Below are 26,009 nucleotides of genomic sequence, written 5' to 3'. Positions count from 1 at the left end.
GGTCGCGGCGTAACTGGACAGCCGGATACACTGCTATAGAATGCCGAAAAACAAAGAGGAGTCTGCGTACGCCATGATCAATGCCAAATTACTGCAGCTGGTGGTCAATGCTTCCAACGACGGTATTGTGGTTGCCGAGCAGGAAGGCGACGACAACATCCTGATCTATGTGAACCCGGCGTTCGAGGCGCTCACCGGCTACAGCGCGGACGAGATTCTGTATCAGGACTGCCGCTTTCTGCAGAAAGATGATGCCGACCAGGAGGGTTTACAGATTATCCGCGACGGCATACGTGAGGGCCGGCCCTGCCGAGCGACCATCCGCAACTACCGCAAGGACGGCAGCCTGTTCTGGAACGAACTTTCGATCACGCCGGTATTCAACGAGGCGGACAAGCTGACCTACTTCATCGGTATACAGAAAGACGTGAGCGCAGAGGTTGAGGCGAAAGAGAAAGCGGCGGCGCTGGAGCAAGAGCTGCGCGCACTGCAAGCGCCGCCCACCGCAGAGTAGTAACGATCAGCGCCCGCTGAGATTGATATTCGCCTGCGTGAAGGCTTCCAGATCGATACCGTGGCTGCCATCCACCAGTACCTGGCGTACGCGTAGATCAGGTGCTCCATCCTCGCTGCGATTAGCTGCCAGATCGACTATCTGCTGCTGAATCGGCTGTTTTTGCGCATCCCGCACGATGGCCACCTTGGGCAGCAGACGGTGTTGCGGATCAACCGCCAGCACCACCCCTACCTCGCCTGAGCTCAACTCAACCAAAGCACCCGGCGGATACAGGCCAATACATTCGATAAACTTGATCACCAGTTTTTCGTCGAACTGGGCACCCCGCCCCTCATAAAGTATTTTCAACGCATCGGCTGACGAACGGGCCGAACTATAGCAACGACGACTGGTAATAGCGTCATAGGCATCCACAATGGTGATGGCCCGGGTATAAAAATCCAGCCCCTGCGCGGGTATCCCCTTGGGATAGCCATTTCCGTCCAGCCGCTCATGGTGCTGCAATACAACTTTGAGTACTTCTTCTGGAAGATCGGGGTCCTGGCTAAGCTCTTCATGACCGAAATCCACGTGCAGTTTGACGTGATCAAACTCTTCCGCGGTGAGCCGGCCCGGCTTGTTGAGAATGTCCTGATCCAAGCGCATCTTGCCCACATCATGCAACATGCCGCAAAGCCCGAGCAGCTCGATGTGTTTACGGCCGATGCCCAGCTGACGGCCAAGCGCCATCGCCAGCACACCCACATTCATGCAGTGTTCGGCGGTGTACTGATCTCGGTGTTTGATGCGCGTCAGCCACAGCAGGGCCGAAGGATTGCGAATAATAGATTCAACGCAGCCTCGGACCAGTTCGGGTACCTCGTCGAGCGAGTTTTCCTCACCCGTGCGTATACGCTCCAACAGCACACGCACGTGCCTGAAGGCCTTGCCATAGTGGCGGCTGGCGCTATGAATTTCGGCTTGAACGTCGCTACTGACAGGGTAGGCTATGGGCTTACTGGCAACCGGCAGCTGCTCAAGCTCAGTCACCGGTACGCGGGTTTTCATGACATCGATAAACACATACCGGCAGAGCCCGCGCAGCGTCATCAAGTCATCTGGATCCTCAAGCATGAAGCCCTGAAACAGAAAGGGCGTTTCCAGCCAGGGCAGATCGAGCTCGGAAATGTACATTCCCAGCCTGGCCTGGTCAGTCTGGATTTTCATCACCTGCAGCGATTTGACGGTTTCTTTATGCCTTGGCATGTCCACTCTTTCCAGATGACAGCAGCAGGCGATTCTCGCCTGCACCAAGCGGTCTGCTGCAGTCTTCATACTGATCAAAAAAAAGGCAGCTGGCAAGTAGCCAGTACACCGCCCACACTGATTATCGACCGCTGGTAAGCGAATCGGTTCAGCCGTCAAAGCGCCCAGCGAGCAATTGCTGCACACTGTCGGTCAGGCTGCGCTGCGCCAGGCCCAAGCAACTGATATTCGCTTGCTGCAGCTCCACTGCCTGCAGTTCGCAACAGGCACCCAGTGCCGCTACCGGACACTCAAGCTGCTGATTAAGGCGCGGCAGCTGGCGCGTTAGCACGCCCGCCTCCAGCGCCCTGTCACTGAATAGTAACAAGGCCTGATGCCCGCCACCGTCGCACATCAGCAAGAGTTCTTCAGGTGCGGGCAGGCATGACAGGTAGGCAATATTAATATCGGCATCCGCCAGAAAAAGTGCCGCCAACAACACCTCAACTTCCTCTTCCCGCGGTTGCAGACTGACCAGCAGCACACTGGCGCGGTCAGGCTGCAAAAACGCGATACGCTGCAGCAAACGCCCCCGCAGAAAACCATCCAGCAGCGCCCAGGACGCACTGGCTCCGCCCTGCTTTGCCTGCACCCGGTACTGTCGCCAGACTGGCAGCAGTATGTCGTTGCACAACTGCGTGAGCGGCCAACGGGCAAACAGCTGGCCATAGACCCGCTCCAGTCCAAGCAGGTCGCCGCGCGCCACTGCAGCGATGAGTTGCTCACGGGCCGCTTGCAACTGCTCGTCGGCCAAGCTGTCCGTCTGCGCGACCGGCGCAATGCTCAGGCTCGGCAGCGCCTGGCGGTCAATGATGGACGCCACCTTACTGACGGGCACGCCGCGAGCAATCCAGCTGACAATGGCTTTGACCCGCTCGATGTCACGCATTGAATAAAGACGGTGGCCGCTGTCGGTCCGCTGCGGTACCAGCAAGCCATAACGACGCTCCCAGGCGCGCAAAGTCACCGAATTGACACCGGACAGTCGCGAAACTTCGCGTATGGGGTAAAGCGTTTCATTGGCCAATGCGAGGCCGGGGACAGAATTGATCATGGTATGGTCACAGACAAGCAACTTGTTGCCACAGGTACGGGGTAGTTGTACGACCATTGTACATAATCTGGCCGCCCTTGCGGCAGCGAGGCTGGCCGTTGGTCGGTCTGCGCGTGTTACCATTGCTGGCTGAAGCCTGCCTTGACTGACTCCGCCTGCTTTTCTGCGCTGCCCGCTCAATCAACCGCCGGCAAGAAACTGTTACCGATTCAAGTGAGCCATGAGTAACCAACCAAGCATTCTTGTCACTGGCGGCGCTCAACGTATAGGCCTGCATTGCGCGCAACGCCTGATCGAAGACGGCCATCATGTGATCATCAGCTGCCGCGCACTGGACGCGGAGCGCGCGGCATCTATTCCCGCTGGAGCAGAGGTGCTGCTCGCCGACTTTTCTACCCCGGCCGGCATTCAGGGTCTGATCGACCAACTGCACGAGCGCAGCGTCAGCCTGCGCGCGATCATTCACAATGCCTCGGTGTGGCTGGACGATCAGCAGGGCCCTGACGCGCTGCAGCAGATGTTCATGGTGCACATGCAAGCGCCCTATATGATCAACAGCCAGTGTGCCGACCTGTTCCCCGCCAACAGCAGCGGTGACATCATTCACCTGAGCGACGATGTTACCCGCAAGGGCAGCGCCAAACACATAGCCTACTGCGCCAGCAAAGCCGGCCTTGAGGGGCTATCGCGCTCCTTTGCCGCCAAACTCGCACCGCGCATCAAGGTCAACTGCCTCAACCCGGCACTGATCATGTTCAACGACGAAGACGAAGACGCCTACCGCACCAAGGCGCTGGAAAAATCGGCCCTGGGTATCGAGCCAGGGCCGGAGGTGGTCTACCAGTCAATCCGCTTTTTGCTGGACAACCCCTACATTACCGGAAGCAGCCTGCCACTGAACGGTGGCAGGCACCTCAAATGAGCCGACGAGAAGACACCATGAGCCTGGAAAAACTGTCACAGAATTATCTCGAGATCCTGACCAACCTGGGCGAGCAGCCCGAGCGGGATGGGCTCAAGGGCACCCCGGAGCGCGCCGCCAAGGCCATGCAGTTTCTCTGCCGCGGCTACGACCAGTCACTGGAGCAGATCGTCAACGGCGCGCTGTTCGACTCCGACAACGATGAGATGGTGATCGTCAAGGACATCGAGCTGTACTCCCTGTGCGAGCACCACATGTTGCCGTTCATCGGCAAGGCGCACGTGGCCTACATCCCCACCGGCAAGGTGATTGGCCTTTCCAAGGTCGCGCGGATTGTCGATATGTTTGCCCGTCGCCTGCAGATCCAGGAAAATCTCACCCGCCAGATCGCCGAGGCGCTGCAGCAGGTCACCAACGCCGCTGGCGTCGCGGTGGTAATTGAGGCCAAACACATGTGCATGATGATGCGCGGTGTGGAAAAGCAGAACTCGTCGATGCACAGCTCGGTGATGCTCGGCGCCTTCCGCGATTCCTTCAACACCCGGCAGGAATTCCTGCAACTGATCGCCCGGAGCTGACATGAGCATGCTTTCCCCCGGCCTGGCCCGTATCCGTATCAAGGATCTGCGTCTGCGCACCTACATCGGCATCAACGATGACGAAGTTCGCAATCAGCAGGACATTCTGATCAACGCCACCATTCTCTATCCTGCCGCCGATGCGGTAGCCGTCAATGAGATAGACAAGGCGCTGAACTACCGCACTATCACCAAGGCCCTGATTGCACACGTAGAGGGCAACCGCTTTGCGCTGCTGGAGCGCCTGACCCAGGAACTGCTCGACATCGTCATGCAGCACCCGCAGGTTCACTACGCCGAGGTTGAAGTAGACAAACCGCACGCCCTGCGCTTTGCCGAATCGGTCTCTATCACGCTCAGCGCAGAACAGCCGCAGCGCGGCTGATTGACTTTGTCTGAGGGCGTTTTATGCTTGGCGCACATGCCTGCCGCGGCGCCAAGGCGGCGTTTCAGGCCGCACCAGTAACCGCTGTACTACCGGAGTTAGCCATGACCAAACAGGAACGCCTTGAACTGGAAGCTGCCGCCTTTCGCAATCTGGTCAGCCATCTGCGCAGCCGCAAGGATGTACAGAATATCGACCTGATGACCCTGGCCGGCTTCTGCCGCAACTGCCTCTCCAAGTGGTACAAGAGTGCCGCCGACGATATGGACATTGAGCTGAGCATGGACGAGGCCCGCGAGGCCATTTACGGCATGCCCTACGCCGACTGGAAAGCCAAGTATCAAACAGAGGCCAGCCCGGCCCAGCAAGCCGCCTTCGACAAGGCACAAAAACAGGACAACGCATGACCGCCGAGCAATTCACCGCCAGTTTGGGCACCCCGCAACACCGCTTTGCCGACACCTTGGCCTTTATCGAGCAGCACTACCTTTACCAACCCAGCGCCTTTGACAACGGCGCGGTACGCAACAGCGCCGATCAGAATCAGGGCTCGTGCAAGGTATTAGCGATGGCGCAGGATCTGCATCTGTCAGACCAGCAGACATTGCATTGCTTTGCCGAGCATTATCAGGCAGTGCTAAGCGACCCTGCAGGCAGCGACCACGCCAACATTCGCGCTCTGATGCACAGCGGCCTGGGTGCCGTCTCTTTTGCCAACACACCTCTGACCCGGCGCTGATCGCGCCAGGCTCACCCAGGAGACACCATGGCAGTCAAACTGCTCAACCCTGTCGGAGACTTCCCGGCCTGCGGCCTGATACGGCGCCTGGCGGCGGCCGGTTACGACCTGATGCTGTTACTGGCCGTATTGATGGTCGTGACCTTTGGCTACCTGAGTATTTATATCGGCCTGTACGGCGAAGCCGTAGCGCATCAGCAAGCCGAAGCCGGCGGCTTTGTCGGTGATCATGTACTCAGCCTGATCGTGCTGCTGGTCACCATCGCGTTCTACCTCACGTTCTGGACCATCAAGGGACAAACGCTCGGCATGCAGGCCTGGCGCATCCGTCTGCAGCAAGTCAGCGGCCAATCGATCACCCGTAAGCAGGCGTTGATCCGGATACTGGTCAGCCAGGCCTCCTGGCTCTGTGGCGGACTGGGGTTCTTCTGGCAGCTGTGGGATAAACACTCGCGCAGCTGGCACGACATCGCCTCGGGCACGCAACTGATAGTCCTGCCAAAGGGCACTTTCAAGAATTGAGACAAACCGCGGCGCCTCGTTAACTCCCCTGCACGTCAACCATACCCAATTCTGGGTAGCCGCCGCGGCGCTACCCAGAACTGGGTACGACTGCAAAGGGCCATCAGACTACATTCCCTGCTGACTCCAATCAGAAAAGGGATTATCCGATGCAGCAGTTCACCAAGTGGCCTCTCGCAGTAGCCGTTGCTTCCACCATTTTGCTGGGCGGCTGCCTGGGTGGCGGCGGTGGTGGCGGTAGTGATGATGACGGGGGCGCAGCAGGCGGCGGCACTACAACCCGTTACAGCCTCACGGTCGGCACAGCTGCCGCCGCCCCGGTAGCCTCACTCTCGCAGAGCCCCGCCGCGCGTATCGCTAGCGCAGTAGTCGATTTCCTGATTACGCCCGCAATGGCCGAGGTCTTTTCCGACCTTGATCCGTCCACCTTTCGCGTCTTCAATATCAATGCCGACGGCAGTACCGAGGAACTGGTCAACGGCGAAGATTTTACCGCCGAGACCGATGGCGACGGCTACACGCTGGAGCTACCGTTCGCTACCCGCTACAGCAGTTACGTCGAGATTCCCGTCAGTGGCACACTGAGCTATCAGGTACCCACCACGCGCGCCGATCTGGTCGCCAACCCGCTCACCACCTTCGTCACCCAGCAGATTGCCAACCGCGTTGGTCAGTTTGACGAGCTGACGCTGGAAGAGGTCGACCAGATTATCGAAGCGGTCATCGAACTGGCCAACGATCCGCAACTGCAAGCCGATCTGGATGCCGCCGTCAACGGCGGCGCCAGCACCGAAGAGCTGCTGGCCGAAGTGGATGCCAAGCTCTCCGCTACCATTACTGCGCAACTGGATGACAAAGCCACGCCCGAGCTGACCGGCAGCCAGGCGAGCGCTGCCTCCGGCAGTTATTACAATACCGCGCTGTCAATCGGCGGCTTCTCCGATCTCAGCGCGGGACTGCTGCTGGGCGGCTGGACCGTCAACGAGGCCAGCATTGAAGTCGCCAACGGCACGGCCAACTACAGCGTGCCGGCACTCACCGACTTTAACTTCGAAGTCATCAACAGCCTGGGCGTTTATGCCGGCGTGAGTTCCCGCGCGGAGGTGGACGACGAAGCCGATAGCGGCACCTTCAACGCGGACAGCAACGGCTTCACCTTCGCCGAAGAAGAAGAGTTCGAACCCTATGAGAAAGGCTCCGAAAGCGTATCCGCCTGCGAAACCCTCAGCGCCGAGTGTACCGATCGCGAGTACTCTGCCGGCACCCGCGCCACCGCCGCTGGCCCTGCTTCGGCGCCATTCAATACGCTGATCGACACCGGCTTCTCGACCCGCGATGTGCGCGATGCCGACAACAATCAGCTGCTGCAGGTGTTTGGCGGTGATCTCGGCGTGTTTATCAAGAAGTCCTCCAGTACACCTACCCTCAATGGCCAATACGGTGCAGTCGAAATGTCGGTCAACGGCGAAAGCCAGTACATGGACGTCGAGGTTTACACCACCGAGTTGACCTTTGACCAGGCTACCAAGGTGAACTATTGCGAGAAGCACCGCCGCGAACTGGGCGTGAACCTCAGCAATCTGGACAGCAGCTTCGCGGTACGGCACTTCGACACCTGCGTGGAAGCCGCCGACGACAACCCGCTGGTAGGCGAAGCGGGCGAGAACCCGGTCGTTCTGGGTAGCGACGGTGCGCTGGACATCGATCTGGACCTGACCGGCTGGCTATCCCCCGACGGCCTGACCCTGGTCACCAGCCTGGAGGAGCCTAACAACCTTGACGCCCTGCTGGACGCAGAAGAAACCCTGCTACAGGCCAACCAAGGTTTCCGCCAGTTCCTGATGGCAGTGAAAACGGCGAGCAACGCAGACCTGAGTGGTAATCGCTACCGCCTGGTCTCGGTTGCACTGCTCAGCGAAGATGGTGCCGCCGTCGAGCCGCACCGGCTGAATGCTGGCTACCTCGAGTTCGACGATCAGGGTCAGGCCACGTTGTCCGCTGCCTGGCAGTGGCAGAACATTGGCGTAGACGGCTTTGGCGAGGCTTCACTGAATGATCAGCTAAACCTGTCTTTCAGCAGCAACGGCGTAACGGTGGACGCACAAACCGGCGCGCTGACCCTATCCACAGTCGCAGAGATTGGCAGTGAGACAGTGGAATTCAATAGCGACGGTTATGTGCAGGAGGGCGAGCGCCTGATCATTCTGGGCTACGACGCGCAGACATCTGGCGGCTTTGACGCTGATATGCTGGGCGTCATGGTCGGGGTATGTACCAACTGCGACCAGTAACCTGACCCGCAATACTCGACGGCCTGCCTGGCGGGCCGTCGATGCTAGTTGATCAGCCCCATGCGAATGGCTTCCTGCACCGCCTGGGCGCGGCTGCTGATACCCAGTTTGGCGTAGATATTCTTGATGTGTTTGGCTGCGGTGTGATAACTCACGCCCAGCATGTCAGCGGCTTCGGCGGTTTTATAACCATTGCCGATGACCAGCAAAAACTCCCGCTCACGCTCGCTGAGCCCTGCACTGTCGTCCAGACCGCCAGCCTCTGGGCGCCAGCGGTTAGCAGCACCGCCGTCCTGCTGAAAGAAGCTGAGCATGCGCTGGGCGATCTGCGGTGACAACGGCGGGATCCCGCGAGCCACTCCTTCCAGCGCCAGCGCTATTTGCGTCTGCGTGTCATCCTTTAGCAAATAGCCCTTGGCACCGGCCTGCAACGCCGGGAACAAGTGCATGTCGTCGTCATACATGGTGGCGACAACCAGCAGCGTATCGGGGTAGCGCTGACTGCATTCACGGATAAAGTCGATTCCCGAGCCGTCCGGCAGCTGCAGGTCCACCAGACACAAATCCGGCGGCCCGAGATCCAGCGCAGCGATCGCATACCCCAGACGCTCGTACAGGGTCATCCGCGCCTGCGGCCAGGCCATCAGCACAGCCTCTGACAACCAGGTCTGCGCGTCTTTAAGGTCCTCCAGAATCAGGACTTTATTCATGTCTTCAACTCGCCTTTACCGGTATTTCACAGCGCATCGCCAAGCCGCCATCCAAAGGAGTCCACCAGCAGACCTCGCCACCCAGCTCCCGGCAACGCTCCTGAATGCCCAGCACTCCGAGCCCTGCGGTTTGCTCACAACTCGACGACAACATTCCGGCGCCATTATCTTGATATCGCAGCACGAGCCGATTGTGCTCCACCTTGAACTCGACGGCAATCAAATCGGCCTGCGCGTGCTTGAAGGTATTGGTCAGACACTCGCGCAAGATACGCGAGAGATTGCGCTCTTGACGGGGGCTCAACCGTTCGTCGGCCAGCGCCTCCTCCAGCCGCATATCCAGCTGCAAGCCAAACAGCCGGCAGCGCTCGCGCGCCTCTGACTGCCAGCGCGAAAAACTCTGCCGCACTAGCACCACATCCTTCTGCAGCCCCTGAATAACCTCCCGCAGCTCACGCAAGCAATCTCGCGCCAGGCCCTGCAGCTCTTCGTCAGTGCGGGCACGGTAGACCACCGACAGCAAGCGCGCACCGACGTCATCGTGCAAGTCACGGGCAACCCGCTTGCGCTCGCTGATCACCCCGCTCTGATAGGACTGATGGTAATCACGGGCATACAGAAACAATGCCAGCGCCTGCCCACAGAAGTCGGCATCCTGGCGATCAAACAGCCGCGCGCCGCCGCCGGCATAACTCAACAAAAAGCCCTGGCCCGGATGCATGCCAGGTACAGCGAGGCGCAGGCCGTTTTCCCTCGGAACTGGCTTGTCTACCGGCTCGAGCAGGGGCGTAATGGTCAATGGATTGAATACCGCCTGCAAGGCACGACTCCACTGGTCGTCAACCGAGCGCTCATGCAGAAAGGCCTGCTGCAGAATATCCGGCAGGCGTTTGTGCAGCACGCCCCGGCCGTCCTTGGGCATCAGCCAGGTGAGAAACGCCTGCCGGATCGGCAGATAGGCCCAGCCCACCACCGCCAGCGAGACCAACAAGCCCATGCTGGTTTCCAGGTGCAGCGTCATCACCAGCAGCGCGTCGATGACGATGAAGAGCACGCCGAAGGCAAACCAGAACCACACCAGCAGAATCCAGCGATCCAGATCGAACAGGCGGTAGCGTACGATGCCCAGCGCGATACCCAGGTAGGAGATCACAAAGAAACACCAGGCATACTTCTGCTGCGCTATTGCCCCCAGCCCCAACACCTGCGGCGTCACCACCATCCCCAGATAGCCGAAGGCACCGGCAAACCAGGCAAAGATCAGCCACTTCAGGCGGGCACGCTCAACCGGTTCTCGCCGCGTACGACGCCACTGTTGAATGGCAAAGGCAATGTCCACGGCAAACCACGCCAGCAACGGGTAGCGTGCCGCCGCATCCAGGCTGGGGATCAGCTGCAACCAATTGACGGCAAGGGTCAGACCGACAATGACCAACATCACCCGCGCCAGCGGGAAGCGCCCCAGCTGAGTGGGGTAATACCAGAACAAGGCGGTCCCCGTGCCGGCGAACAACATGGCGCCAAACTGATTGATGCGAGACAGGGTAAGAAACCACGCGGGTGGCAAGCTGAGTTCGCGGGTGGTATAGATGGCGCTGGCAACGATGGCAATCGCAATCGCCAAGCCGGCTAACGCGTACAGTCTGGGGCCACGCTCGCTTTGCACAAATGCCCAGGCAGCAACCCCCATCAGCAGAATCGCCAACCCGCAACCAACCTGGTACCAGAATAACCAAGGCAGATGGTTGATGCCCCGCAGCGCCAGGGGTTGCAGTCGCACCCACGTGGCCGAGCCACCACTGGCGCTCAGCACCTGTAGCTCCAACTGCTCCCCGCCGAGGATCGACCAGATCTGCCGATGGCGTTCAAAGAATCGGTTGTAAGTGACAAAGAGCGCCGCGTCATCCGGCTCAGCTACCGCATCCCAGGGCTCCAGTTGCAGCGAGCCGGCGCTGCTGCGCACCGCCAGCAGCTCATCCCCCGTGCCCAGCAACTCGAAGGCTGGGCCGTCTGGCGCGACCCGCGTGACCCTTACCCCCTGCTCACCCTGCGCCACCGAAAAGCCCAGCCGAATCGGGCTTGAGGCAATGTACACAGCGGCAAGGAACAGCAACATGGCGATCGCCAGACCGGCAGAGAGCACACGTGACGGTGGTATTTCCTTAAGCATCGGGCTGTTCTTTTTATCAGTACCGCTATTTTTATTGTCCGTGCACGCCCGCGTGTGAGCGGCTCAATCACCCCGCCGAGCGTTTAACCGGCACGGCGCAATAACACGACCCCAACCAAAAACAGCAAGGCGATGGGCAACAACACCGCAATCAGCGGCGAGAAGCCGAAGACTAGGCTGGACGGCCCCAGCAAGTCCTGCACTATCTGAAAACCGAACCCGACCAACACACCGGTAAACAGGCGCTGCCCCATGGTCACCGATCTCAGCGGGCCGAAGATGAACGAGATGGCGACAAACACCAGCGCCGCCGTCGCCAAAGGCTGGAACAGTTTCTTCCAGAATGCCAGCCAATAGGGCTTGTTGTTCAACCCCTGGTCGGACAAATAGGCCTGATATTGCCAAATACCCTTGAGCGGTAGCACGTCCGGGTCCAGCAAGACCACACGCAGCAGCTCGGGCGACAGATGGATATCCCACAGGTCCTGGAAGGTACTCAGCACCTCGCTTTGGCCGTCGTCAGCAAAACGGGTGGTTCGTACATCTTCCATCAGCCAGTCGTTCTCCTGCACGGTCGCGCGCCGAGCAAAACTGGCTTCCAGCAGGTGGCGCTCGCCATCAAAGCGATAGCGCGTCACGCCGTGCAGCACACCATTGGGCTGCACGGCATTGATGTGGATGAAGTCATCGCCTTCGCGGTGCCACAACCCCTTGGACTTGACCGCCTCGTTGCTGCCCTCAGCGATCGCCCGGCGGCTTTCCGCCAGATTCTCGGTGTAGGGCGCCAGGTACTCGCCGATCAGCACACCCACCACCATGAGCACCAGCAGCGGTTTCATCACGGCGCCAACAATACGCGCGATGGAGACGCCCGCCGCGCGCATGATGGTCAACTCCGAGTTGCTGGCCAGGGTACCCAAACCAACCAGGCAACCCACCAATGCAGCCAGCGGCAACAGGTCGTGCAAGCGACGCGGAATAGTCAGACACACATACACCAGTGCCTGCAGCGGGCCGTAACCGCCCTCAAGGTCATCCAGTTCATTGATATAGGCAAACAGCAGGTCAAGGCCGACAATAATCGCCAATACCACCAGAATGCTCAGCAGCACCGAGCTGCCGATATGACGATCAAGCTTGCGCATGGGCACCTCCGGCGGCACGACTGGGCGCCGTCAGCGCCTTGCGATTGAGCACCAGGCCAATGGCCAGGAACAGCCCGTGCACCCACCACAGCCCCAAGGCCGCAGGCGTCTTGCCGGACTCCATCCAGCCCCGGGCGCTGATCAGCAGCGCCAGATAGGCCATATACAGCAGGATCGCCGGCAAGAGCTTGAGGAAGCGCCCCTGGCGCGGGTTAACCCGCGCCAGGGGTACCGCAAAGAAAGCGACAATAGGCACCAGCAGCGGGATCCCAATGCGCCATTGCAGCTCGGCACGCTCGTCCAGACCTTGCTCGCTCAGCAACTGCGGCGTCGACATGGCCTCACGGTCAGTCACCTCGGTCTGCACTTCTGGCTTGGGTAAAAGCACCCCATAGGTATCGTATTCGATGGTCCGAAAATCCGCCTCGCCCGGCTGACCCTCGTAACGAAAGCCCTTGTTCAGCACCAGATAGCGGCTGCCGTCAGCGTTCAACTCCTGGGTACCGGTAGCAGCCACCAGCACACCCAGCTTGGCGTCTTCGCCGTTACCCCGACGCTCGGTAATGAAGATGTCTTCGAGTTGCGTGCGATCATCCGACAGGCCGCCGGCGTAGGTCACCCGTTGGCCGCTACCTAGCGCCTGGAAACGGCCCGCGGCCAGGGTATCGAATTCGGTCAGGGCATCCTGCTGGTTGAACAGCTGCTGGGTCTTGAGCACCCCGGCCGGTGCGATCCAGAAGCTCAGCAGCGCGACAGTCAGCATCACCAACAGCGCCGGCCCCTGGGTGTAACCGATAATCTTGCGGTCACTGATCCCGGTGGCCGACAACACGGTCATTTCGCTGTCGAGATAAAGTCGTCCGTAGGCCAGCAAAATACCCAGAAACATACCCAGCGGCAGGATCAGCACCATGAAACCCGGCAGTCGGTACGCCATGATCAGAAACAGCACACCGGAGTCGAGCTGGCCCGCCGCCGCTTGCGCCAGGTACTTGATAAAGCGCCCACTCATGATGATCAGCAGCAGCACACCGCTCACCGCCGCCAGTGTCTGCAACACCTCACGGCTCAGATAGCGAAAAACAATCACAGTAACTTCCTTGGCTCCGGGTCTTTAAGGGCTGGCGCTAATAGGCCAGAATGCAGAGCAGACACCTCTGACAGCACGACGCTGCGCAGATACCCACGGGATCGAGCCCGTATTATCAGTCAATCAACACGATTTGTCTTGGGGAGCACCATGGAGTTCAACGTAAAGCACGGCGCACTGGAAACCATCAAATGCGGCTGTCTGGTTGTCGCTGTCAGTGAAGGCAAAACCCTGAGCGGGCCTGCAGCCGACCTCGACAACGTCTGCGGCGGGCAAATCAGCGCCGCACTGAAGAGCGGCGACCTGAGCGGCAAAGCCGGCCAGACCCTGATGCTGTTCGCCCTGCCGGGTATCGCCGCCCAGCGCGTACTGCTGATTGGCAGCGGCAAGGATGAGCCGCTCAACGACCGCGCCTGGCGCCGTCTTGCGCAAAAAGCGCTGGCCACGCTCAAGCAGGGCGCCGCCAGCGACGCGGTATTCGCCTTCGCAGGCCTGCCAGTCAAGGACCGCGACCTTTATGCGCAAACCCGCCTGCTGGTCGAGACTTGCCATGACGGTCTTTACCAGTTCGACCAGTTCAAGAGCAAAAAGGCCGACAAGCCGAAACTGAAGAAGATCGCGCTCTGGACCGCCGACAAGGCAGATACCACTACACTCAAGCGCGCCATCAATCAGGGCGCCGCCATCGGCGAGGGCATGCGCTTGACCCGCGACCTGGGCAACCTGCCGGGCAATGTCTGCACACCGACCTACCTGGCCAAGGAAGCCAAGGCGCTGGCCAAGCTGCACAAAGAACTGGAAGTCGAAGTACTGGAAGAGAAAGACATGAAGGCGCTGGGCATGGGCGCCCTGCTTTCGGTCAGCGCTGGGAGCGTCGAGCCAGCCAAACTGATTCGCGTCAGCTACAACGGCGGCAAGGCCAAAGAGCAGCCGCACGTACTGGTCGGCAAGGGCATCACCTTCGACACTGGCGGCATCAGCATCAAGCCCGCTGCCACCATGGACGAGATGAAGTACGACATGTGCGGCGCCGCGACCGTATTCGGCGTCATCAAAGCCGTGGTAGCCATGCAGCTGCCAATCAATCTGGTTGGCCTGATCGCCTCCGCCGAGAACATGCCGAGCGGCACCGCGACCAAGCCAGGCGACATCGTCACTACCATGTCTGGCCAGACCGTCGAGATTCTCAACACCGATGCGGAAGGCCGCCTGGTGCTGTGCGACACCCTGACCTATGCCGAGCGCTTCAAACCCGCCAGCGTAGTGGATATTGCCACCTTGACCGGCGCTTGCATTGTCGCCCTCGGCGGCAACACCTCAGGCCTGATGGGCAACAACGACGAGCTGGTGCAACAGCTGCTTGATGCTGGCATTCAGGCCAGTGATCGCGCCTGGCAGCTGCCGCTGTTTGAAGAGTATCAGGAACAGCTCGACAGCCCCTTCGCCGACATGGCCAACATTGGCGGACCCAAGGCCGGCACCATCACCGCGGGCTGTTTCCTGTCGCGTTACGCCAAGGCCTACCGCTGGGCGCACCTGGATATTGCCGGTACCGCCTGGATCAGTGGCGGCAAGGACAAGGGCGCCACCGGCCGGCCGGTACCCTTGCTGACCCAATACCTGCTGGATCAGGCCAAAGCCTGACCCAGCAGCCTCAAGCCCCAAGCGACCAGCCGCAAGCACCCCTTGCTTCAGCGGTTGGTGCTTGTGGCTTGCAGCTTAAAGCTTGAGGCTGTGTTGTATGACCCGTATCGATTTCTACCTGCTCAATAGCGACCAGCCGGCTACCCGCCTGCAGTACGCATGCCGGCTGGCCCACAAAGCCTGGCAAAAGGGTCACCATGTGTACCTGCACTGCCCGGATGAACCCGCAGCGGAGCAGCTCGACGAGCTGCTCTGGTCGTTCCGCGAAGAAGCCTTTGTACCCCATGCGCTGCAGGTCGCTCACACTGACGAGCCCGTGGTCTGCGGCTTCGGTAACGACCCTGGTGCCGCGCAGGACCTGCTAATCAACTTGAGTGACAGCGCACCCGAGTTTTTCAGCCGCTTCGCCCGGCTGGCAGAAATCGTCGTCGAACAGGATGCGGTCCGCGTGCCGGCACGCGAGCGCTTCCGTTTCTACCGGGAACGGGGCTATCCTCTACAATCTCATCAGATACGGACAGCAGGATGACCCATGACGCAGCGCGACCCTTCGGAGCCCTCACGACTGCTGGAAGACCTGGAGTCGATTCGCACCCTGCTGGATGAGCAGAACGAACCGCATCAGCCCTCGGCCGATGATCAGTTCGACATCCCGCTGCTGCAGGACATTATCCACGAGCCGCTGTCACCCGCAGCCTCCGGCAGTCAGGCGGCACCGCCCTACAGCCTGCCACCCCGCCCCGCCGACAAGGCGCACAACCCTTTTTTGCCCTACGCCTCGCTGGCCAAACTGGCCGAAGAGCGCATGCAGCTCGATCAGTTACTGGCCGGCCAGATGCCACCGCCACGTACCCCTTCTGCCACCCTGTCACCGACTGCCGGCGCGCGTGAAGTACGCATGGAAGCCCGCCTGCAGGCCGAGGCGCAGCTGATCCTGCAGGGCGTGATCGATGATCTGATCCCGACCATTGAGGACGAGCTGCGCAAGCGTATGCAGAGCAAACTGCAACAGATCGTCAGCGAACAGCTGAAATAAGCCCTGCGGGCTGGGCCATACCCCCTCCGGGCCGCTATAATGGCCGTTTTCTCTGCGCCCACTTCGTCAGCGGCCAATCGAGCCGCGCGACTGCGCTGATCGCCCATAGCCAACCGGATAGCCAGCACACCCATGGACAAGACTTACCAGCCGCACGCCATCGAATCCTCCTGGTACCAGACCTGGGAGCAGAACAACTACTTCGCTCCGCAGGGCTCTGGCGAGTCCTACACCATCGCCCTGCCACCGCCGAATGTCACCGGCAGCCTGCACATGGGCCACGGCTTCAACAACTCGATCATGGATGCGCTGATCCGCTTCCGCCGCATGCAGGGCCGCAACACCTTGTGGCAGCCGGGTACCGACCACGCCGGCATCGCCACCCAGATGGTGGTGGAACGCCAGCTTGGCGCCCAGGGCATCAGCCGGCACGATCTGGGCCGCGAGCAGTTTCTCGACAAGGTCTGGGAGTGGAAGGAAGAGTCCGGTGGCAATATTACCCGCCAGATTCGCCGCCTCGGCAGCTCGGTCGACTGGAGCCGCGAGCGCTTCACCATGGACGACGGCCTGTCTGAAGCCGTAAAGGAAGCCTTCGTGCGCCTGCATGAAGATGGCCTGATTTACCGCGGCAAGCGCTTGGTCAACTGGGACCCGAAACTGCACACCGCCATCTCCGATCTGGAAGTGGAAAACCACGACGAGCAGGGGTCACTGTGGAACCTGCGCTACCCGCTGGCCGACGGTGCCACCACCGCCGACGGCAAGAACTACCTGATCGTTGCCACCACCCGTCCGGAAACCATGCTGGGTGACAGCGCAGTTGCCGTGAATCCGGAAGATGAGCGCTATCAGGCGCTGATCGGCAAGTTTGTCGAGCTGCCGCTGGTTGGCCGCCGCATCCCGATCATCGCCGACGACTACTGTGACCCCGAGTTCGGTACCGGTTGCGTGAAGATGACCCCGGCGCATGATTTCAACGACTACGAAGTCGGCAAGCGCCACAGCCTGCCGCTGATCAACATCCTCGACAAGGATGCCGCGGTACTGGCCCGCGCGCAGGTGTTCAATATCGACGGCAGCGTCAACGACGAGGTCGACGCCAGCCTGCCCGCCGCCTACGCCGGCATGGATCGCTTCGAAGCGCGCAAGCAGATCGTTGCCGACTTCGACGCCCTGGGCCTGCTGGAAAAAATCGAACCCCACGCCCTCAAGGTACCCAAGGGCGACCGCTCCGGCGTGGTCATCGAGCCCTGGCTCACCGACCAATGGTACGTTTCTACCAAACCGCTGGCCGAACCCGCCATTGCCGCCGTGGAAGACGGCCGCATCGAGTTTGTGCCCAAGCAGTACGAGAACATGTACTTCAGCTGGATGCGCGACATCCAGGACTGGTGTATCTCGCGCCAGCTGTGGTGGGGCCACCGCATCCCGGCCTGGTACGACGCCGCCGGCCAGGTCTACGTTGGCCGCGATGAAGAGGAAGCCTACCGCAAGGCGTTGGAAGCCAACGACCACGAAGCCGAATCCGAGCTACCAACCCTGGATGAACTGAAGCAAGCCGCTGCCGCCTGCGGCCTGGGCGAACTGCGCCAGGATGAAGACGTACTCGACACCTGGTTCAGCTCCGGGTTGTGGACCTTCTCTACCCTTGGCTGGCCGGAACAGACCGAAGCACTGAAGACCTTCCATCCGACCAACGTACTGGTGACCGGCTTCGACATCATCTTCTTCTGGGTGGCCCGCATGATCATGCTGACCATGCACCTGATGAAGCACGACGATGGCAGCGCGCAGATTCCATTCAAGACGGTCTATGTACACGGCCTGGTGCGCGACGGCCAGGGACAGAAGATGTCCAAGTCCAAGGGCAACGTGCTGGACCCGCTGGACATCATCGACGGTATCGACCTCGAATCGCTGGTCAAGAAGCGCACCAGCGGCATGATGCAGCCGAAACTGGCGGAAAAGATCGAGAAGCAGACCCGCGCCGAATTCCCTGACGGCATTGCCGCCTATGGCACCGACGCGCTGCGCTTTACCAACTGCTCGCTGGCCTCTACCGGCCGCGACATCAAGTTCGACATGGGCCGCGTCGAGGGCTACCGCAACTTCTGCAACAAGATCTGGAACGCCGCGCGTTACGTCATGATGCAGTGCGAAGACAAGGACTGCGGCGCGGATGGGTCCGAGGTCGAGCTGACCCTGGCGGACCGCTGGATCATCTCCCAGCTGCAGCGCACTGAAGCCGAAGTAACCCGTCAGCTGGACCAGTTCCGCTTCGATCTGGCCGCACAGGCGCTGTACGAGTTCATCTGGAACCAGTACTGCGACTGGTACCTGGAGCTCTCCAAGCCGGTTCTCTGGGACGAGAACGCCCCGGCCGAGCGCCAGCGCGGCACCCGTCGCACGCTGGTGCGCGTACTGGAAACCGCACTGCGCCTGGCGCACCCGTTCATGCCCTTCATCACCGAAGAAATCTGGCAGCGCATCGCGCCTCTGGCCGGCCGCAAACAGGCCGACGAGACTGCCACCATCATGCTGCAAGCGTGGCCGGTGGCCGCTGAAGACCGTATCGACAGCGCCGCTGAAGGCGATATCGAGTGGCTCAAGGCGCTGATTCTGGGCGTACGCAACATTCGCGGTGAAATGAACGTGGCTCCCGGCAAAGAGCTTGAACTGCTATTGCGCAAGGCCGGCAGCGAAGACCAGCGCCGCCTGAACGACAACCTGACCTTCCTGAAGAAACTGGCCAAGCTATCCAGCGTCACGGTCCTGGCCGAGGGCGACGAAGCACCGCTGTCGGCCACCGCACTGGTAGGTGAACTGGAAGTGTTGGTGCCCATGGCCGGGCTGATCGACAAGACTGCAGAACTGGCGCGTCTGGACAAGGAAATCGGCCGCCTTGAGGGCGAGGTCAAACGCATTGGCGGCAAGCTTTCAAACGCCGGATTTGTCGACAAGGCGCCGCAGGCGGTGATCGACAAGGAACGCGCCAAGCTGGCCGATGCCGAACAGGCCCTGGCCCAACTGAGCGAGCAGCGCACGCACATCGCCAGCCTGTAACGCCGCCCTGCGCTGGCCCTGTGCCGGCGCAGCCCCAAGCACGCTTTCGCCGGATACCTGACCCATGCCGATCGACAACAGCATCGTTCACCAGATTCACAAGAAGCCGGACGGCCAACCGGCCAGCCTGACCCTGCGCGAGGCCGAGCTGGCCAGTTCCGAAGCGCTGGAGCAACTGCTCGCCGGCCTGATCGAGGCCTACAACAGCAAACCGAACAAGGCCTGGGGCTACTTTCACGAAGAAAGCGGCGCCTATCCGTTCAGCGGCTGGCTGCAACAGCTGATTGATCAGGAGCTGGATTTTGTCGCGTTCTCCAGCAAGGCCAGCGAGCAGCTGAAAACCCTGATGGAAGGCTCCAACCTGGCGTTGGGCGGCCATGTACTGTTTATCCGCTACCGCCAGGGCATGACCGCCTTTATGGTCATTGCCCTGCTGCACCACACCGAGGGCGTTACCGTCACCGATGACCTCAACGTCGCGGCAGCGCGCCACCTGGACCTGTCCAGCCTGAACATGGCAGCGCGCATCAACCTGACCGAGTGGAAGCAGAACAGCAGCTCAAAGAACTACATTTCCTTCATCCGTGGGCGTAGCGGCAAGCGCGTCTCCGACTACTTCCGCGACTTCATCGGTTGTGTCGAGGGTTCCAACCCTGAAGAGGAAACCACCACCTTGCTGCAGGCATTCAGCGATTATGTCGGTGAGGCCTCAATGGAGCCGGAGCTGGTCAAGGACAAGACCAAGGCCATGAGCGGCTACGTCAGCAGTCAGGCGCGTGCCGGCGAGCAGGTAGCGCTTGAGGAGCTCTCGGGGGTGATGGATGAAGAGCAACCACGGGCTTTCTACGATTACATTCGCAACAAGGATTACGGTCTGAACGCGGAGATCCCCGCCGACAAACGCACGCTGAACAACTTCATGCGTTTTTACGGCAAGGCCGACGGACTATCGATCAGCTTTGAGTCGCACCTGCTGGGCGAGCGAGTGGAATACCGTGAGGGTGACGATGCACTGGTGATCAAGCACCCACCCAAGGGGTTGGTTCAGCAGCTGCGCAACAAAAAGCGCTGAGTCAGCACTCCAGAAAGGCCGGGCTCACGCCCGGCCTTTTTGCTAATGCTCCAGCATGAAGGTGTCGTATTCCAGACTGTTAAGCGCCGACGACAGCTGCAGCAACCCCAAGATCACGCATACCACCAGCGACAGGGTAAAGCCGTAGCCGAAGAAGCTGGGGCCCAGGTACAGGCTTAACAGAGTGAATATCCCGTTGAGCACCACAAACAGCACGCACAGCCGCAACACCACTGCCCGCTTGTCGAGATAGAAGAACACGTTGAGCAACGCCATGAACACGACCTGCACACTCACCCCGATCAGGTCGATGTAGAACAACGGCAAGTAGTAAGGCGACATGCCGATCAGTTCGAACAGGTGCGGCGCAAACAGGAACAGCAGCAGCACCGTGAGCCCCTGCACTTTGCAGATTTCCTTCAGCCCCTGGCGAATCGACAGGGTCATCTCGTTTTTCAACTGGCGGATATGTTGCAGGGTTTCACCCTCGCGCACCGCCTCAAACAGGCGCGCATACCATTCGGCAAAGTCGGTCTCGATTCGCACCAGAAACACCGCCATACCGGGAATGATCGCCAGATAGGCGAGAAAGATCGGCAGATCGTAGATCATCGAGGCGCGCAGCGGACCAATGATGTGTTCCGAGGTACCCGGATTGAACCAGAACATGAACTTGTCGATCCAGATGCCCAGGTTGTAGCAAAAGCCGGTCACCAACAGGCTGAGAAAGACATTACCGCGGTTGAGAAAGTCGAAGGCCACCAGTTTCTCGGCGTGGTACTCGCGCACGATGTCGAACAAAAATACAAACAACAGCGTCGCGTGGCCAATCAGCAGCGCCAACAACAGCCCCTCCATGCCCAGATTGCGCATGAAAAAGGCGCTGAGGATCATGCAGCCATAACCCAAAGCCATTACCAGCAGGATGCGGTTATAGGCCTTCATCCCGGAGAGGAAGATAACCACCAACCAGAGATTGCACAGGGCGACGAAGTTGGCCAGCACCAGCAGGCGATACAGGAAGGACTGCTCCGGAAACAGCAACAGCATGACCAGCGTGCCGAGCAAACCCGCCCCCAGCGTGACCAGCAGCAGGACGCCAAGCAGGTTCGGGGTGATCAGGTCGCGGCGCTGCTCAAACAACCGATCAGACACGAACCGGGTGAAGAACAGCTGCAGACCACCGGTACAAATCAGCGAACTGGCCATCAGATAGGTGACGGTGACCAGGAACTGCCGCACCAGCGCATCCGGCACTACATAACCGATACTCATCAAACCAATCAGCATCACGCTGACAATCGACAGCACCCAGGGCCCTGAGCTGATCAGCCCGGCATACACGTAGGCCCGCATGGTGGAGCTGTAGGTATCCTTGGAGAGGATCCTGCGTAACTCAAAACCGATACCCGCCATTCAGGACACCTCCAGTGCTGCGCGATAGAGTTGACGATAACGCTCAAACATCAGCTCATCGCTGTAATAGCGCTCGACCCGGGTCAAGCCCACTGCCTGCGCCTGCTGCCAGTGTTGCGGCGACCCGAGCAAGCGCAGCACTGCGCTGGCAGTCGCTTGTGGATCGGCGATGGAGACCACTTCACCGGCGCGGCCAAGCGCACGATCCTCATCACTGGCGCCTTCAATCATTTCCCGGCAGGAGCCCACATCGCTGCTGACGACCGGTGTACCAGCGCTCCAGGCCTCGAGAATCACCAGTGGCTGGGCTTCGCTAATCGAGGTCAGTACCAGCACGCCCAGGCGGGGCATGATCTCCTGAATATTCTGAAAACCGAGAAAACGAACGTTGTCGGCCAGGCCAAGACTGCTTACCAGGCTCTGGCACTCACGCGCGTACTCGGGATCCTCGGCGCCGGGTCCAACCACCCAGCCTTCGGCATTGGGCATGGCGTTGACCACCGTGCGCATGCTGCGGATAAAAGTTTTTACGTCCTTGATTGGCACAATACGGCCGATCAACCCGGCGACCGGCGCTATCCCGGCCGGGCGCTGCTGACGCACAGCAGCCCAACGCTGCAGCGCAATACCATTGGGTATCACCAGCGTGCGCTCCGGCGCGGCGCCGTCCCTGATCTGCCGCTGACGGTTGCCGTCATACAGCGAAACTACCGGATCGGCCGCCTCATAAACCAGCTGACCAATGCGCTCGAAAAAACGAATCCACAAGGTGCGGATATAACCGGCGGACGGATCAAGGCTGCCGCTCAGTGCGTCATCAGGGTTCTCTGCGACCCACCCCGCCTGTGCCAGGTCGATCTTGCGTTCCTTGGTATAAATACCGTGTTCGCTGAGGATGAAACGGCACCCCCAATGCTGCTTGAGCATGGCACCCAACAGACCGGCATAACCAGTAGAGATGGCATGTACTGCGCGCGCTCTGGGCAAGCGGCGCGCCAGCTCGGCAAGCATGATCACCGGCGGCTGAATGGTGCGCAGGGTCCAGAAATAGTTGATGAACGAAGGATCGGTACAGTGCTGCACGTAGCCGTCACTGAGTACATCCCAGCTGGCGCGGCTGCGCAGCACCTGATCCACCGTCAGCTCACCGCCAACCAGGGCTTTCAGCAGTGCCGGCCCCTCGCCCTCGACCGGAGTCTCCGGGTGGTGAAAAAAGCGATAGAGCTGCGCCATGCGCTCTTCATCTGCCACCGGCACCTTGGCCGTTTGCACCGGACCCGCCTGCCAGGATTCGGCGATAAACACCTCATCGTAATGCACCACGTTGTCCGGCATCTGGTAATGCATTTGCTCGTAGTTGCTGCGCTCGCCGCCGATAAACAGGATTGAAAAGCGCAGCTCAGGCAAGCCCAGCAGCATCTGATGAATCCAGCTCGACACGCCGCCACGCACATACGGCCAGGTTCCCTCCAGCAGCAGGCACACGTCGGCGGACTGATCCTTGGTGCTAAGCCTATTCATATCCAGTACCTCGCCGCTTCGGCGAAGGGCGGCCGCTTGCGCATACTTTGCGGCAGCCGCTCGAGTTGCTGACCCACCACCGCGTAGTCGCGCCGCAAGAACGCCAACTCGGCCAGGTAGGGAACCAGCTTCTCACTGCCCATCCCCAGACTTTGTGCACGCATGAAGTGTTGTTGAGCCAGATCCAGCTGATTGCGCTCCATATCAATGCGCCCGGCCAGCAGCTCCAGGTCGGCGGTGGGCTGTAGGCCAAGTGCCGCCTGCACATGCTGCGCCGCCTGGCCAAGGACATGCTCAAGCACACCGCCCTGAGCCAGGCCCAAATAGGCCAGCTCCCAATACCACCGCGCCAGCCCGGCGTGCAGCGGTTGGCGCTCGGCCTTCTCGGCATCCCGCAGACTGTCGAGCAGCGTCTCGATGCGCTGGTTGATGCGGGTTTCCTGCTGGTCGAGCATGGAATAGGCAAGCAGCCGAACATCATCCTCGGGGTCGCGCAGGGCGACCTTGAGGATGGGGGCAGACTCGTTCACCGGCATACGCCGGGTCGCCATGAGCGCGGCAAGCCGCTGCTCAGGGTCAGACGCCAGCTGCAGTACATCCTGCAGCCCGCCGTCATGGAACAGCGGCGACTGGCCACGCTCGGTCGGCTTGTAGGGCAGCGGAGGTACGCCGGTAGCCTGCCAGCCGGCTTCATCTTCAGCGCGCTGCAAGTAAAGCCCGGCAAACAGGCCACACACCAGGCCAACCGCGCCCACCACGGGAATGAAGAACGCCATACTGAACATCAGCAGTGGCGGCCAGGGCAGCGGAAATTTGAAACGCGTTGGCAGCAGCAACCATAGCGCCGCGCTCAGCAAGGCACAGGCAATGGCGTGCGGCAACACGTAGAGCAACAGCCCCTGTGCCGGCGTCGGATTGAGGGTCAGGCTGGCCCAGCTGCCAAACTCAAAGGCCAGCGCGACACTAAATAGCCATTTGCTGATCATTCAACCCACACTCTATGTACAAGAAGTCACGCAGCCCGGCAGACTGCCCCTTGGGGTCGAGATCGTGGTAATGCACACGGGCGTTGAGACTTTGCAAGTCGACGCCCTGACCAAAACGCTCGCCCAGCAGATACTGCAAGCGCTTCTCATAACCGCGCACACCCTGAGCATCGGTCAACGGCAACAGCACCATGACGCCGACATGGCCACGGTTGTTGTGCAGCTGCAACTGCAGATCCAGACCCCGCTGGCTGTCCTGCAATGCCTTGAGCAATGGCTCGTTGAACTCTGTCAGCTCGATAAACATCAGGCTGCCCGGCAGCTCGTGTTGCGCGGCGTCGATGCGTGCGCGCTTGAGATGCTGAGAGAAGTGCTGCGCATCCAGGCTCTCGAGTTGCAGCGCTTGCTGGTCGCTTTGCAACAGGTCCGCCACGTGACCGCCGAGCAAGGCAAGCAAACTGAAGGTACGCTCGTTGAAGGCAAAGAACGGCATGCTTCTGACTGCCACCACGGCGAGCAGGTTGTCGTCGGCGTCGATCAAGGGCACGCAGGCCTGCAAGCTGGACAGACTGGCGTCCTTGCCCTTCTCGATCAATGCTTCGCGCACACTCACCACGTCGCCTTTTTCCAGGCACAGCTGAACCAGCAGGTCATTGCCATCCAGTGTGCCCATCTCGCCCATCACCGCCAGCGGCTTACCCTGCAGCTGCCCCTCGCCAGTGACGGCGTAAATTGCCGCCGCATTGAAGGAGCCGTACTGCGCGAGCACTGCCAGAATCGATTCGGCCATGGGCGCCAACAGCGCGCCTTTTTCACTCAGCTGCTGCGCTCGCTTGCGCAACAGCAGCAACGAGCTGCGCAGGCTCTGTTCGCTGGCCGCAACGCGTTGCTCCAAGCGGTCGTGCGAGATACGCAGCACCTGATAGGCCCGAGTAAACTCATCCAGCCGGTACTGCCGATATTCGTTGGCCATCTGCAGCCGTTGCAGCCGGCGATCCCACAAATCACGAAACTCCCCGACCACCATGCTGCTCACCAGCATGCCGATGATGTACGACGCTGGCAGCTCGGCGTAACCCGATAGGCCGCTGCTACGCAGCACAAACACCGCGCCGATGATGATCGCCGAACTGATCAGCGCCTGAAAGAACCCGTAGCGCACACCCAGCAGCAGCGGCGCGAGGATCGGCCAGGGGAAGCCAGTGAGAAACAGGGGATCTTCCGGCGCAGCCCAGAAGCACAGCGCCAGCAACAACCCCGTGATCAGCGGCGTCTCAAGCCAGGCCAATGAACTCCTGACCGGTCGCGCCAGCACGTAGTCCTTGTGTGGGGAGTGGCTTAACATTATTCGATCCGCAGGTCGTCGAGCATGGTTGCCAATACTTTCTGTGCCGAGCCGGCCAGGCTTTCACGTGACCAGCCAGCGCGCGCACCGCTGTTGCTCCAAAGCACCTGGCCAGTAGCCGGATTCAGCACCTTGAGGCTGATCCCCACCGCCGGCTCACCGTCCAGACCGTTCTTGTACTGCCATTCCTCAATGCTGCCGGTCACCACATAATCCAGTGACTGGCCCTTGGCCCAGTCCAGCGCTGCTTCATAGCGCTTACGGTCATCCAGCAGAATCAGGTCCTGATTCTCCACATAGGGATATACCAGCGGCTGAACGCCCTGCTCGGTCAGCACACTGAGCAAAATCTGCTCGGTGCGCTCGCCCGCCTGCGGCGTCTGCGAGTAGTTCACCACCGGCAGCATGCCCCACTTGGCCTGGGCCGGAAATGACGGGCTCTGATTACCGGAAAAGGTGCTGCAGCCAGCAAATGCGAGCGTCGCAGCCAGGGTCACACAACGGAAAATACGCATTTTG

The 26,009-nt window shown here is 60.4% G+C and carries 24 protein-coding genes; 13 read left to right on the top strand and 11 right to left on the bottom strand.

What is annotated here, in order from left to right; translation table 11 throughout:
• Positions 1-73 precede the first annotated feature (73 nt).
• Positions 74-514 carry a PAS domain-containing protein gene (locus BLU26_RS16010; RefSeq protein ID WP_092288528.1) on the top strand — a complete coding sequence of 147 codons (441 nt, stop codon included), beginning with the start codon at positions 74-76 and terminating at the stop codon, positions 512-514.
• A gap of 6 nt (positions 515-520) precedes the next feature.
• On the opposite strand, the gene BLU26_RS16005 is transcribed toward BLU26_RS16010, so the two are convergent.
• Both BLU26_RS16005 and BLU26_RS16000 read right to left on the bottom strand, forming a co-directional pair.
• Positions 521-1,762, bottom strand: coding sequence for an HD-GYP domain-containing protein (locus BLU26_RS16005; protein WP_172830666.1), 1,242 nt, complete (start codon positions 1,760-1,762; stop codon positions 521-523).
• A gap of 148 nt (positions 1,763-1,910) precedes the next feature.
• The gene (locus BLU26_RS16000) at positions 1,911-2,855 is read right to left on the bottom strand and encodes a MerR family transcriptional regulator (protein WP_157719385.1); all 945 of its coding nucleotides are present in this window, start codon (positions 2,853-2,855) and stop codon (positions 1,911-1,913) included.
• Between the two features lie 220 nt (positions 2,856-3,075).
• On the opposite strand from BLU26_RS16000, the gene folM reads away from it, so the two are divergent.
• The 7 genes from folM to BLU26_RS15965 all read left to right on the top strand — a co-directional run bounded on the left by folM (position 3,076) and on the right by BLU26_RS15965 (position 8,292).
• The gene (gene folM, locus BLU26_RS15995) at positions 3,076-3,777 is read left to right on the top strand and encodes a dihydromonapterin reductase (protein WP_092287853.1); all 702 of its coding nucleotides are present in this window, start codon (positions 3,076-3,078) and stop codon (positions 3,775-3,777) included.
• A 17-nt stretch (positions 3,778-3,794) separates the two neighbouring features.
• The gene (gene folE / locus BLU26_RS15990) at positions 3,795-4,355 is read left to right on the top strand and encodes a GTP cyclohydrolase I FolE (RefSeq protein ID WP_231702078.1); all 561 of its coding nucleotides are present in this window, start codon (positions 3,795-3,797) and stop codon (positions 4,353-4,355) included.
• A gap of 1 nt (position 4,356) precedes the next feature.
• Positions 4,357-4,740, top strand: a complete 384-nt coding sequence (gene folX, locus BLU26_RS15985; protein WP_092287851.1) for a dihydroneopterin triphosphate 2'-epimerase — start codon at positions 4,357-4,359, stop codon at positions 4,738-4,740.
• A gap of 104 nt (positions 4,741-4,844) precedes the next feature.
• Positions 4,845-5,147: a DUF1244 domain-containing protein gene (locus tag BLU26_RS15980; protein ID WP_092288527.1), complete on the top strand. Its 303-nt coding sequence runs from the start codon at positions 4,845-4,847 to the stop codon at positions 5,145-5,147.
• The gene (locus BLU26_RS15975) at positions 5,144-5,479 is read left to right on the top strand and encodes a HopJ type III effector protein (protein WP_092287850.1); all 336 of its coding nucleotides are present in this window, start codon (positions 5,144-5,146) and stop codon (positions 5,477-5,479) included. The genes BLU26_RS15980 and BLU26_RS15975 overlap by 4 nt, the downstream gene beginning before the upstream one ends.
• Before the next feature lie 27 nt (positions 5,480-5,506).
• Positions 5,507-6,001 (top strand): RDD family protein, encoded by a 495-nt coding sequence (locus tag BLU26_RS15970; RefSeq protein WP_092287849.1) that lies wholly within the window; start codon positions 5,507-5,509, stop codon positions 5,999-6,001.
• Between the two features lie 149 nt (positions 6,002-6,150).
• Entirely contained in the window at positions 6,151-8,292 is a 2,142-nt protein-coding gene (locus tag BLU26_RS15965) for a hypothetical protein (RefSeq protein WP_092287848.1), read from the top strand.
• A 44-nt stretch (positions 8,293-8,336) separates the two neighbouring features.
• Here BLU26_RS15965 and BLU26_RS15960 read toward each other — a convergent pair whose 3' ends face one another.
• From BLU26_RS15960 to lptF, 4 genes are all read right to left on the bottom strand, one after another.
• A complete protein-coding gene (locus BLU26_RS15960; protein WP_092287847.1) occupies positions 8,337-9,002 on the bottom strand; it encodes a response regulator transcription factor in 666 nt (221 codons plus the stop codon).
• A 4-nt stretch (positions 9,003-9,006) separates the two neighbouring features.
• Positions 9,007-11,172 (bottom strand): ATP-binding protein, encoded by a 2,166-nt coding sequence (locus tag BLU26_RS15955; protein ID WP_157719384.1) that lies wholly within the window; start codon positions 11,170-11,172, stop codon positions 9,007-9,009.
• Between the two features lie 83 nt (positions 11,173-11,255).
• Positions 11,256-12,317, bottom strand: a complete 1,062-nt coding sequence (gene lptG / locus BLU26_RS15950) for an LPS export ABC transporter permease LptG (RefSeq protein WP_092287845.1) — start codon at positions 12,315-12,317, stop codon at positions 11,256-11,258.
• Positions 12,304-13,407 carry an LPS export ABC transporter permease LptF gene (gene lptF, locus BLU26_RS15945; protein WP_092287844.1) on the bottom strand — a complete coding sequence of 368 codons (1,104 nt, stop codon included), beginning with the start codon at positions 13,405-13,407 and terminating at the stop codon, positions 12,304-12,306. Before lptF ends, lptG begins: the two co-directional genes overlap by 14 nt.
• A 150-nt stretch (positions 13,408-13,557) precedes the next feature.
• On the opposite strand from lptF, the gene BLU26_RS15940 reads away from it, so the two are divergent.
• The 5 genes from BLU26_RS15940 to yejK all read left to right on the top strand — a co-directional run bounded on the left by BLU26_RS15940 (position 13,558) and on the right by yejK (position 20,222).
• Complete coding sequence (locus tag BLU26_RS15940) at positions 13,558-15,051, top strand: leucyl aminopeptidase (protein WP_092287843.1); 1,494 nt, start codon at positions 13,558-13,560, stop codon at positions 15,049-15,051.
• 97 nt (positions 15,052-15,148) lie between these two features.
• Positions 15,149-15,580: a DNA polymerase III subunit chi gene (locus BLU26_RS15935; RefSeq protein ID WP_092287842.1), complete on the top strand. Its 432-nt coding sequence runs from the start codon at positions 15,149-15,151 to the stop codon at positions 15,578-15,580.
• A 3-nt stretch (positions 15,581-15,583) separates the two neighbouring features.
• A complete protein-coding gene (locus BLU26_RS15930; protein WP_092287841.1) occupies positions 15,584-16,087 on the top strand; it encodes a hypothetical protein in 504 nt (167 codons plus the stop codon).
• Positions 16,088-16,219: 132 nt separating this feature from the next.
• Entirely contained in the window at positions 16,220-19,150 is a 2,931-nt protein-coding gene (locus tag BLU26_RS15925; RefSeq protein ID WP_092287840.1) for a valine--tRNA ligase, read from the top strand.
• A 64-nt stretch (positions 19,151-19,214) separates the two neighbouring features.
• Positions 19,215-20,222: a nucleoid-associated protein YejK gene (gene yejK / locus BLU26_RS15920; protein WP_092287839.1), complete on the top strand. Its 1,008-nt coding sequence runs from the start codon at positions 19,215-19,217 to the stop codon at positions 20,220-20,222.
• A 42-nt stretch (positions 20,223-20,264) separates the two neighbouring features.
• On the opposite strand, the gene pelG is transcribed toward yejK, so the two are convergent.
• From pelG to BLU26_RS15895, 5 genes are read right to left on the bottom strand one after another with little or no spacing between them, the layout of a single operon-like run.
• Entirely contained in the window at positions 20,265-21,638 is a 1,374-nt protein-coding gene (pelG, locus tag BLU26_RS15915) for an exopolysaccharide Pel transporter PelG (RefSeq protein WP_092287838.1), read from the bottom strand.
• Positions 21,639-23,159 carry a GT4 family glycosyltransferase PelF gene (gene pelF / locus BLU26_RS15910; RefSeq protein WP_092287837.1) on the bottom strand — a complete coding sequence of 507 codons (1,521 nt, stop codon included), beginning with the start codon at positions 23,157-23,159 and terminating at the stop codon, positions 21,639-21,641. It lies immediately after the preceding gene.
• The gene (locus BLU26_RS15905) at positions 23,156-24,145 is read right to left on the bottom strand and encodes a transporter (protein ID WP_092287836.1); all 990 of its coding nucleotides are present in this window, start codon (positions 24,143-24,145) and stop codon (positions 23,156-23,158) included. The genes pelF and BLU26_RS15905 overlap by 4 nt, the downstream gene beginning before the upstream one ends.
• Entirely contained in the window at positions 24,123-25,490 is a 1,368-nt protein-coding gene (locus BLU26_RS15900; RefSeq protein WP_092287835.1) for a PelD GGDEF domain-containing protein, read from the bottom strand. Before BLU26_RS15900 ends, BLU26_RS15905 begins: the two co-directional genes overlap by 23 nt.
• Positions 25,490-26,005, bottom strand: coding sequence for a penicillin-binding protein activator LpoB (locus BLU26_RS15895; protein ID WP_092287834.1), 516 nt, complete (start codon positions 26,003-26,005; stop codon positions 25,490-25,492). Before BLU26_RS15895 ends, BLU26_RS15900 begins: the two co-directional genes overlap by 1 nt.
• Between the last annotated feature and the right edge of the window lie 4 nt (positions 26,006-26,009).

Source organism: Halopseudomonas sabulinigri (genome assembly GCF_900105255.1).
Classification (GTDB): domain Bacteria; phylum Pseudomonadota; class Gammaproteobacteria; order Pseudomonadales; family Pseudomonadaceae; genus Halopseudomonas; species Halopseudomonas sabulinigri.
Note: the sequence above shows the minus strand (reverse complement) of the source record. Positions and strands in the feature narration are given on the sequence as shown.

Coding starts and splice junctions, on each gene's coding strand:
- pelG (WP_092287838.1), bottom strand. CDS start 21,638: ATGGCGGGTATCGGTTTTGAGTTACGCAGGATCCTCTCCAAGGATACC.
- BLU26_RS16010 (WP_092288528.1), top strand. CDS start 74: ATGATCAATGCCAAATTACTGCAGCTGGTGGTCAATGCTTCCAACGAC.
- BLU26_RS15895 (WP_092287834.1), bottom strand. CDS start 26,005: ATGCGTATTTTCCGTTGTGTGACCCTGGCTGCGACGCTCGCATTTGCT.
- folX (WP_092287851.1), top strand. CDS start 4,357: ATGAGCATGCTTTCCCCCGGCCTGGCCCGTATCCGTATCAAGGATCTG.
- BLU26_RS15900 (WP_092287835.1), bottom strand. CDS start 25,490: ATGTTAAGCCACTCCCCACACAAGGACTACGTGCTGGCGCGACCGGTC.
- BLU26_RS15975 (WP_092287850.1), top strand. CDS start 5,144: ATGACCGCCGAGCAATTCACCGCCAGTTTGGGCACCCCGCAACACCGC.
- folE (WP_231702078.1), top strand. CDS start 3,795: ATGAGCCTGGAAAAACTGTCACAGAATTATCTCGAGATCCTGACCAAC.
- BLU26_RS15970 (WP_092287849.1), top strand. CDS start 5,507: ATGGCAGTCAAACTGCTCAACCCTGTCGGAGACTTCCCGGCCTGCGGC.
- BLU26_RS15965 (WP_092287848.1), top strand. CDS start 6,151: ATGCAGCAGTTCACCAAGTGGCCTCTCGCAGTAGCCGTTGCTTCCACC.
- folM (WP_092287853.1), top strand. CDS start 3,076: ATGAGTAACCAACCAAGCATTCTTGTCACTGGCGGCGCTCAACGTATA.
- BLU26_RS16000 (WP_157719385.1), bottom strand. CDS start 2,855: ATGATCAATTCTGTCCCCGGCCTCGCATTGGCCAATGAAACGCTTTAC.
- BLU26_RS15980 (WP_092288527.1), top strand. CDS start 4,845: ATGACCAAACAGGAACGCCTTGAACTGGAAGCTGCCGCCTTTCGCAAT.
- BLU26_RS16005 (WP_172830666.1), bottom strand. CDS start 1,762: ATGCCAAGGCATAAAGAAACCGTCAAATCGCTGCAGGTGATGAAAATC.
- BLU26_RS15940 (WP_092287843.1), top strand. CDS start 13,558: ATGGAGTTCAACGTAAAGCACGGCGCACTGGAAACCATCAAATGCGGC.
- BLU26_RS15905 (WP_092287836.1), bottom strand. CDS start 24,145: ATGATCAGCAAATGGCTATTTAGTGTCGCGCTGGCCTTTGAGTTTGGC.
- BLU26_RS15935 (WP_092287842.1), top strand. CDS start 15,149: ATGACCCGTATCGATTTCTACCTGCTCAATAGCGACCAGCCGGCTACC.
- lptG (WP_092287845.1), bottom strand. CDS start 12,317: ATGCGCAAGCTTGATCGTCATATCGGCAGCTCGGTGCTGCTGAGCATT.
- BLU26_RS15955 (WP_157719384.1), bottom strand. CDS start 11,172: ATGCTTAAGGAAATACCACCGTCACGTGTGCTCTCTGCCGGTCTGGCG.
- BLU26_RS15930 (WP_092287841.1), top strand. CDS start 15,584: ATGACGCAGCGCGACCCTTCGGAGCCCTCACGACTGCTGGAAGACCTG.
- yejK (WP_092287839.1), top strand. CDS start 19,215: ATGCCGATCGACAACAGCATCGTTCACCAGATTCACAAGAAGCCGGAC.
- pelF (WP_092287837.1), bottom strand. CDS start 23,159: ATGAATAGGCTTAGCACCAAGGATCAGTCCGCCGACGTGTGCCTGCTG.
- BLU26_RS15925 (WP_092287840.1), top strand. CDS start 16,220: ATGGACAAGACTTACCAGCCGCACGCCATCGAATCCTCCTGGTACCAG.
- BLU26_RS15960 (WP_092287847.1), bottom strand. CDS start 9,002: ATGAATAAAGTCCTGATTCTGGAGGACCTTAAAGACGCGCAGACCTGG.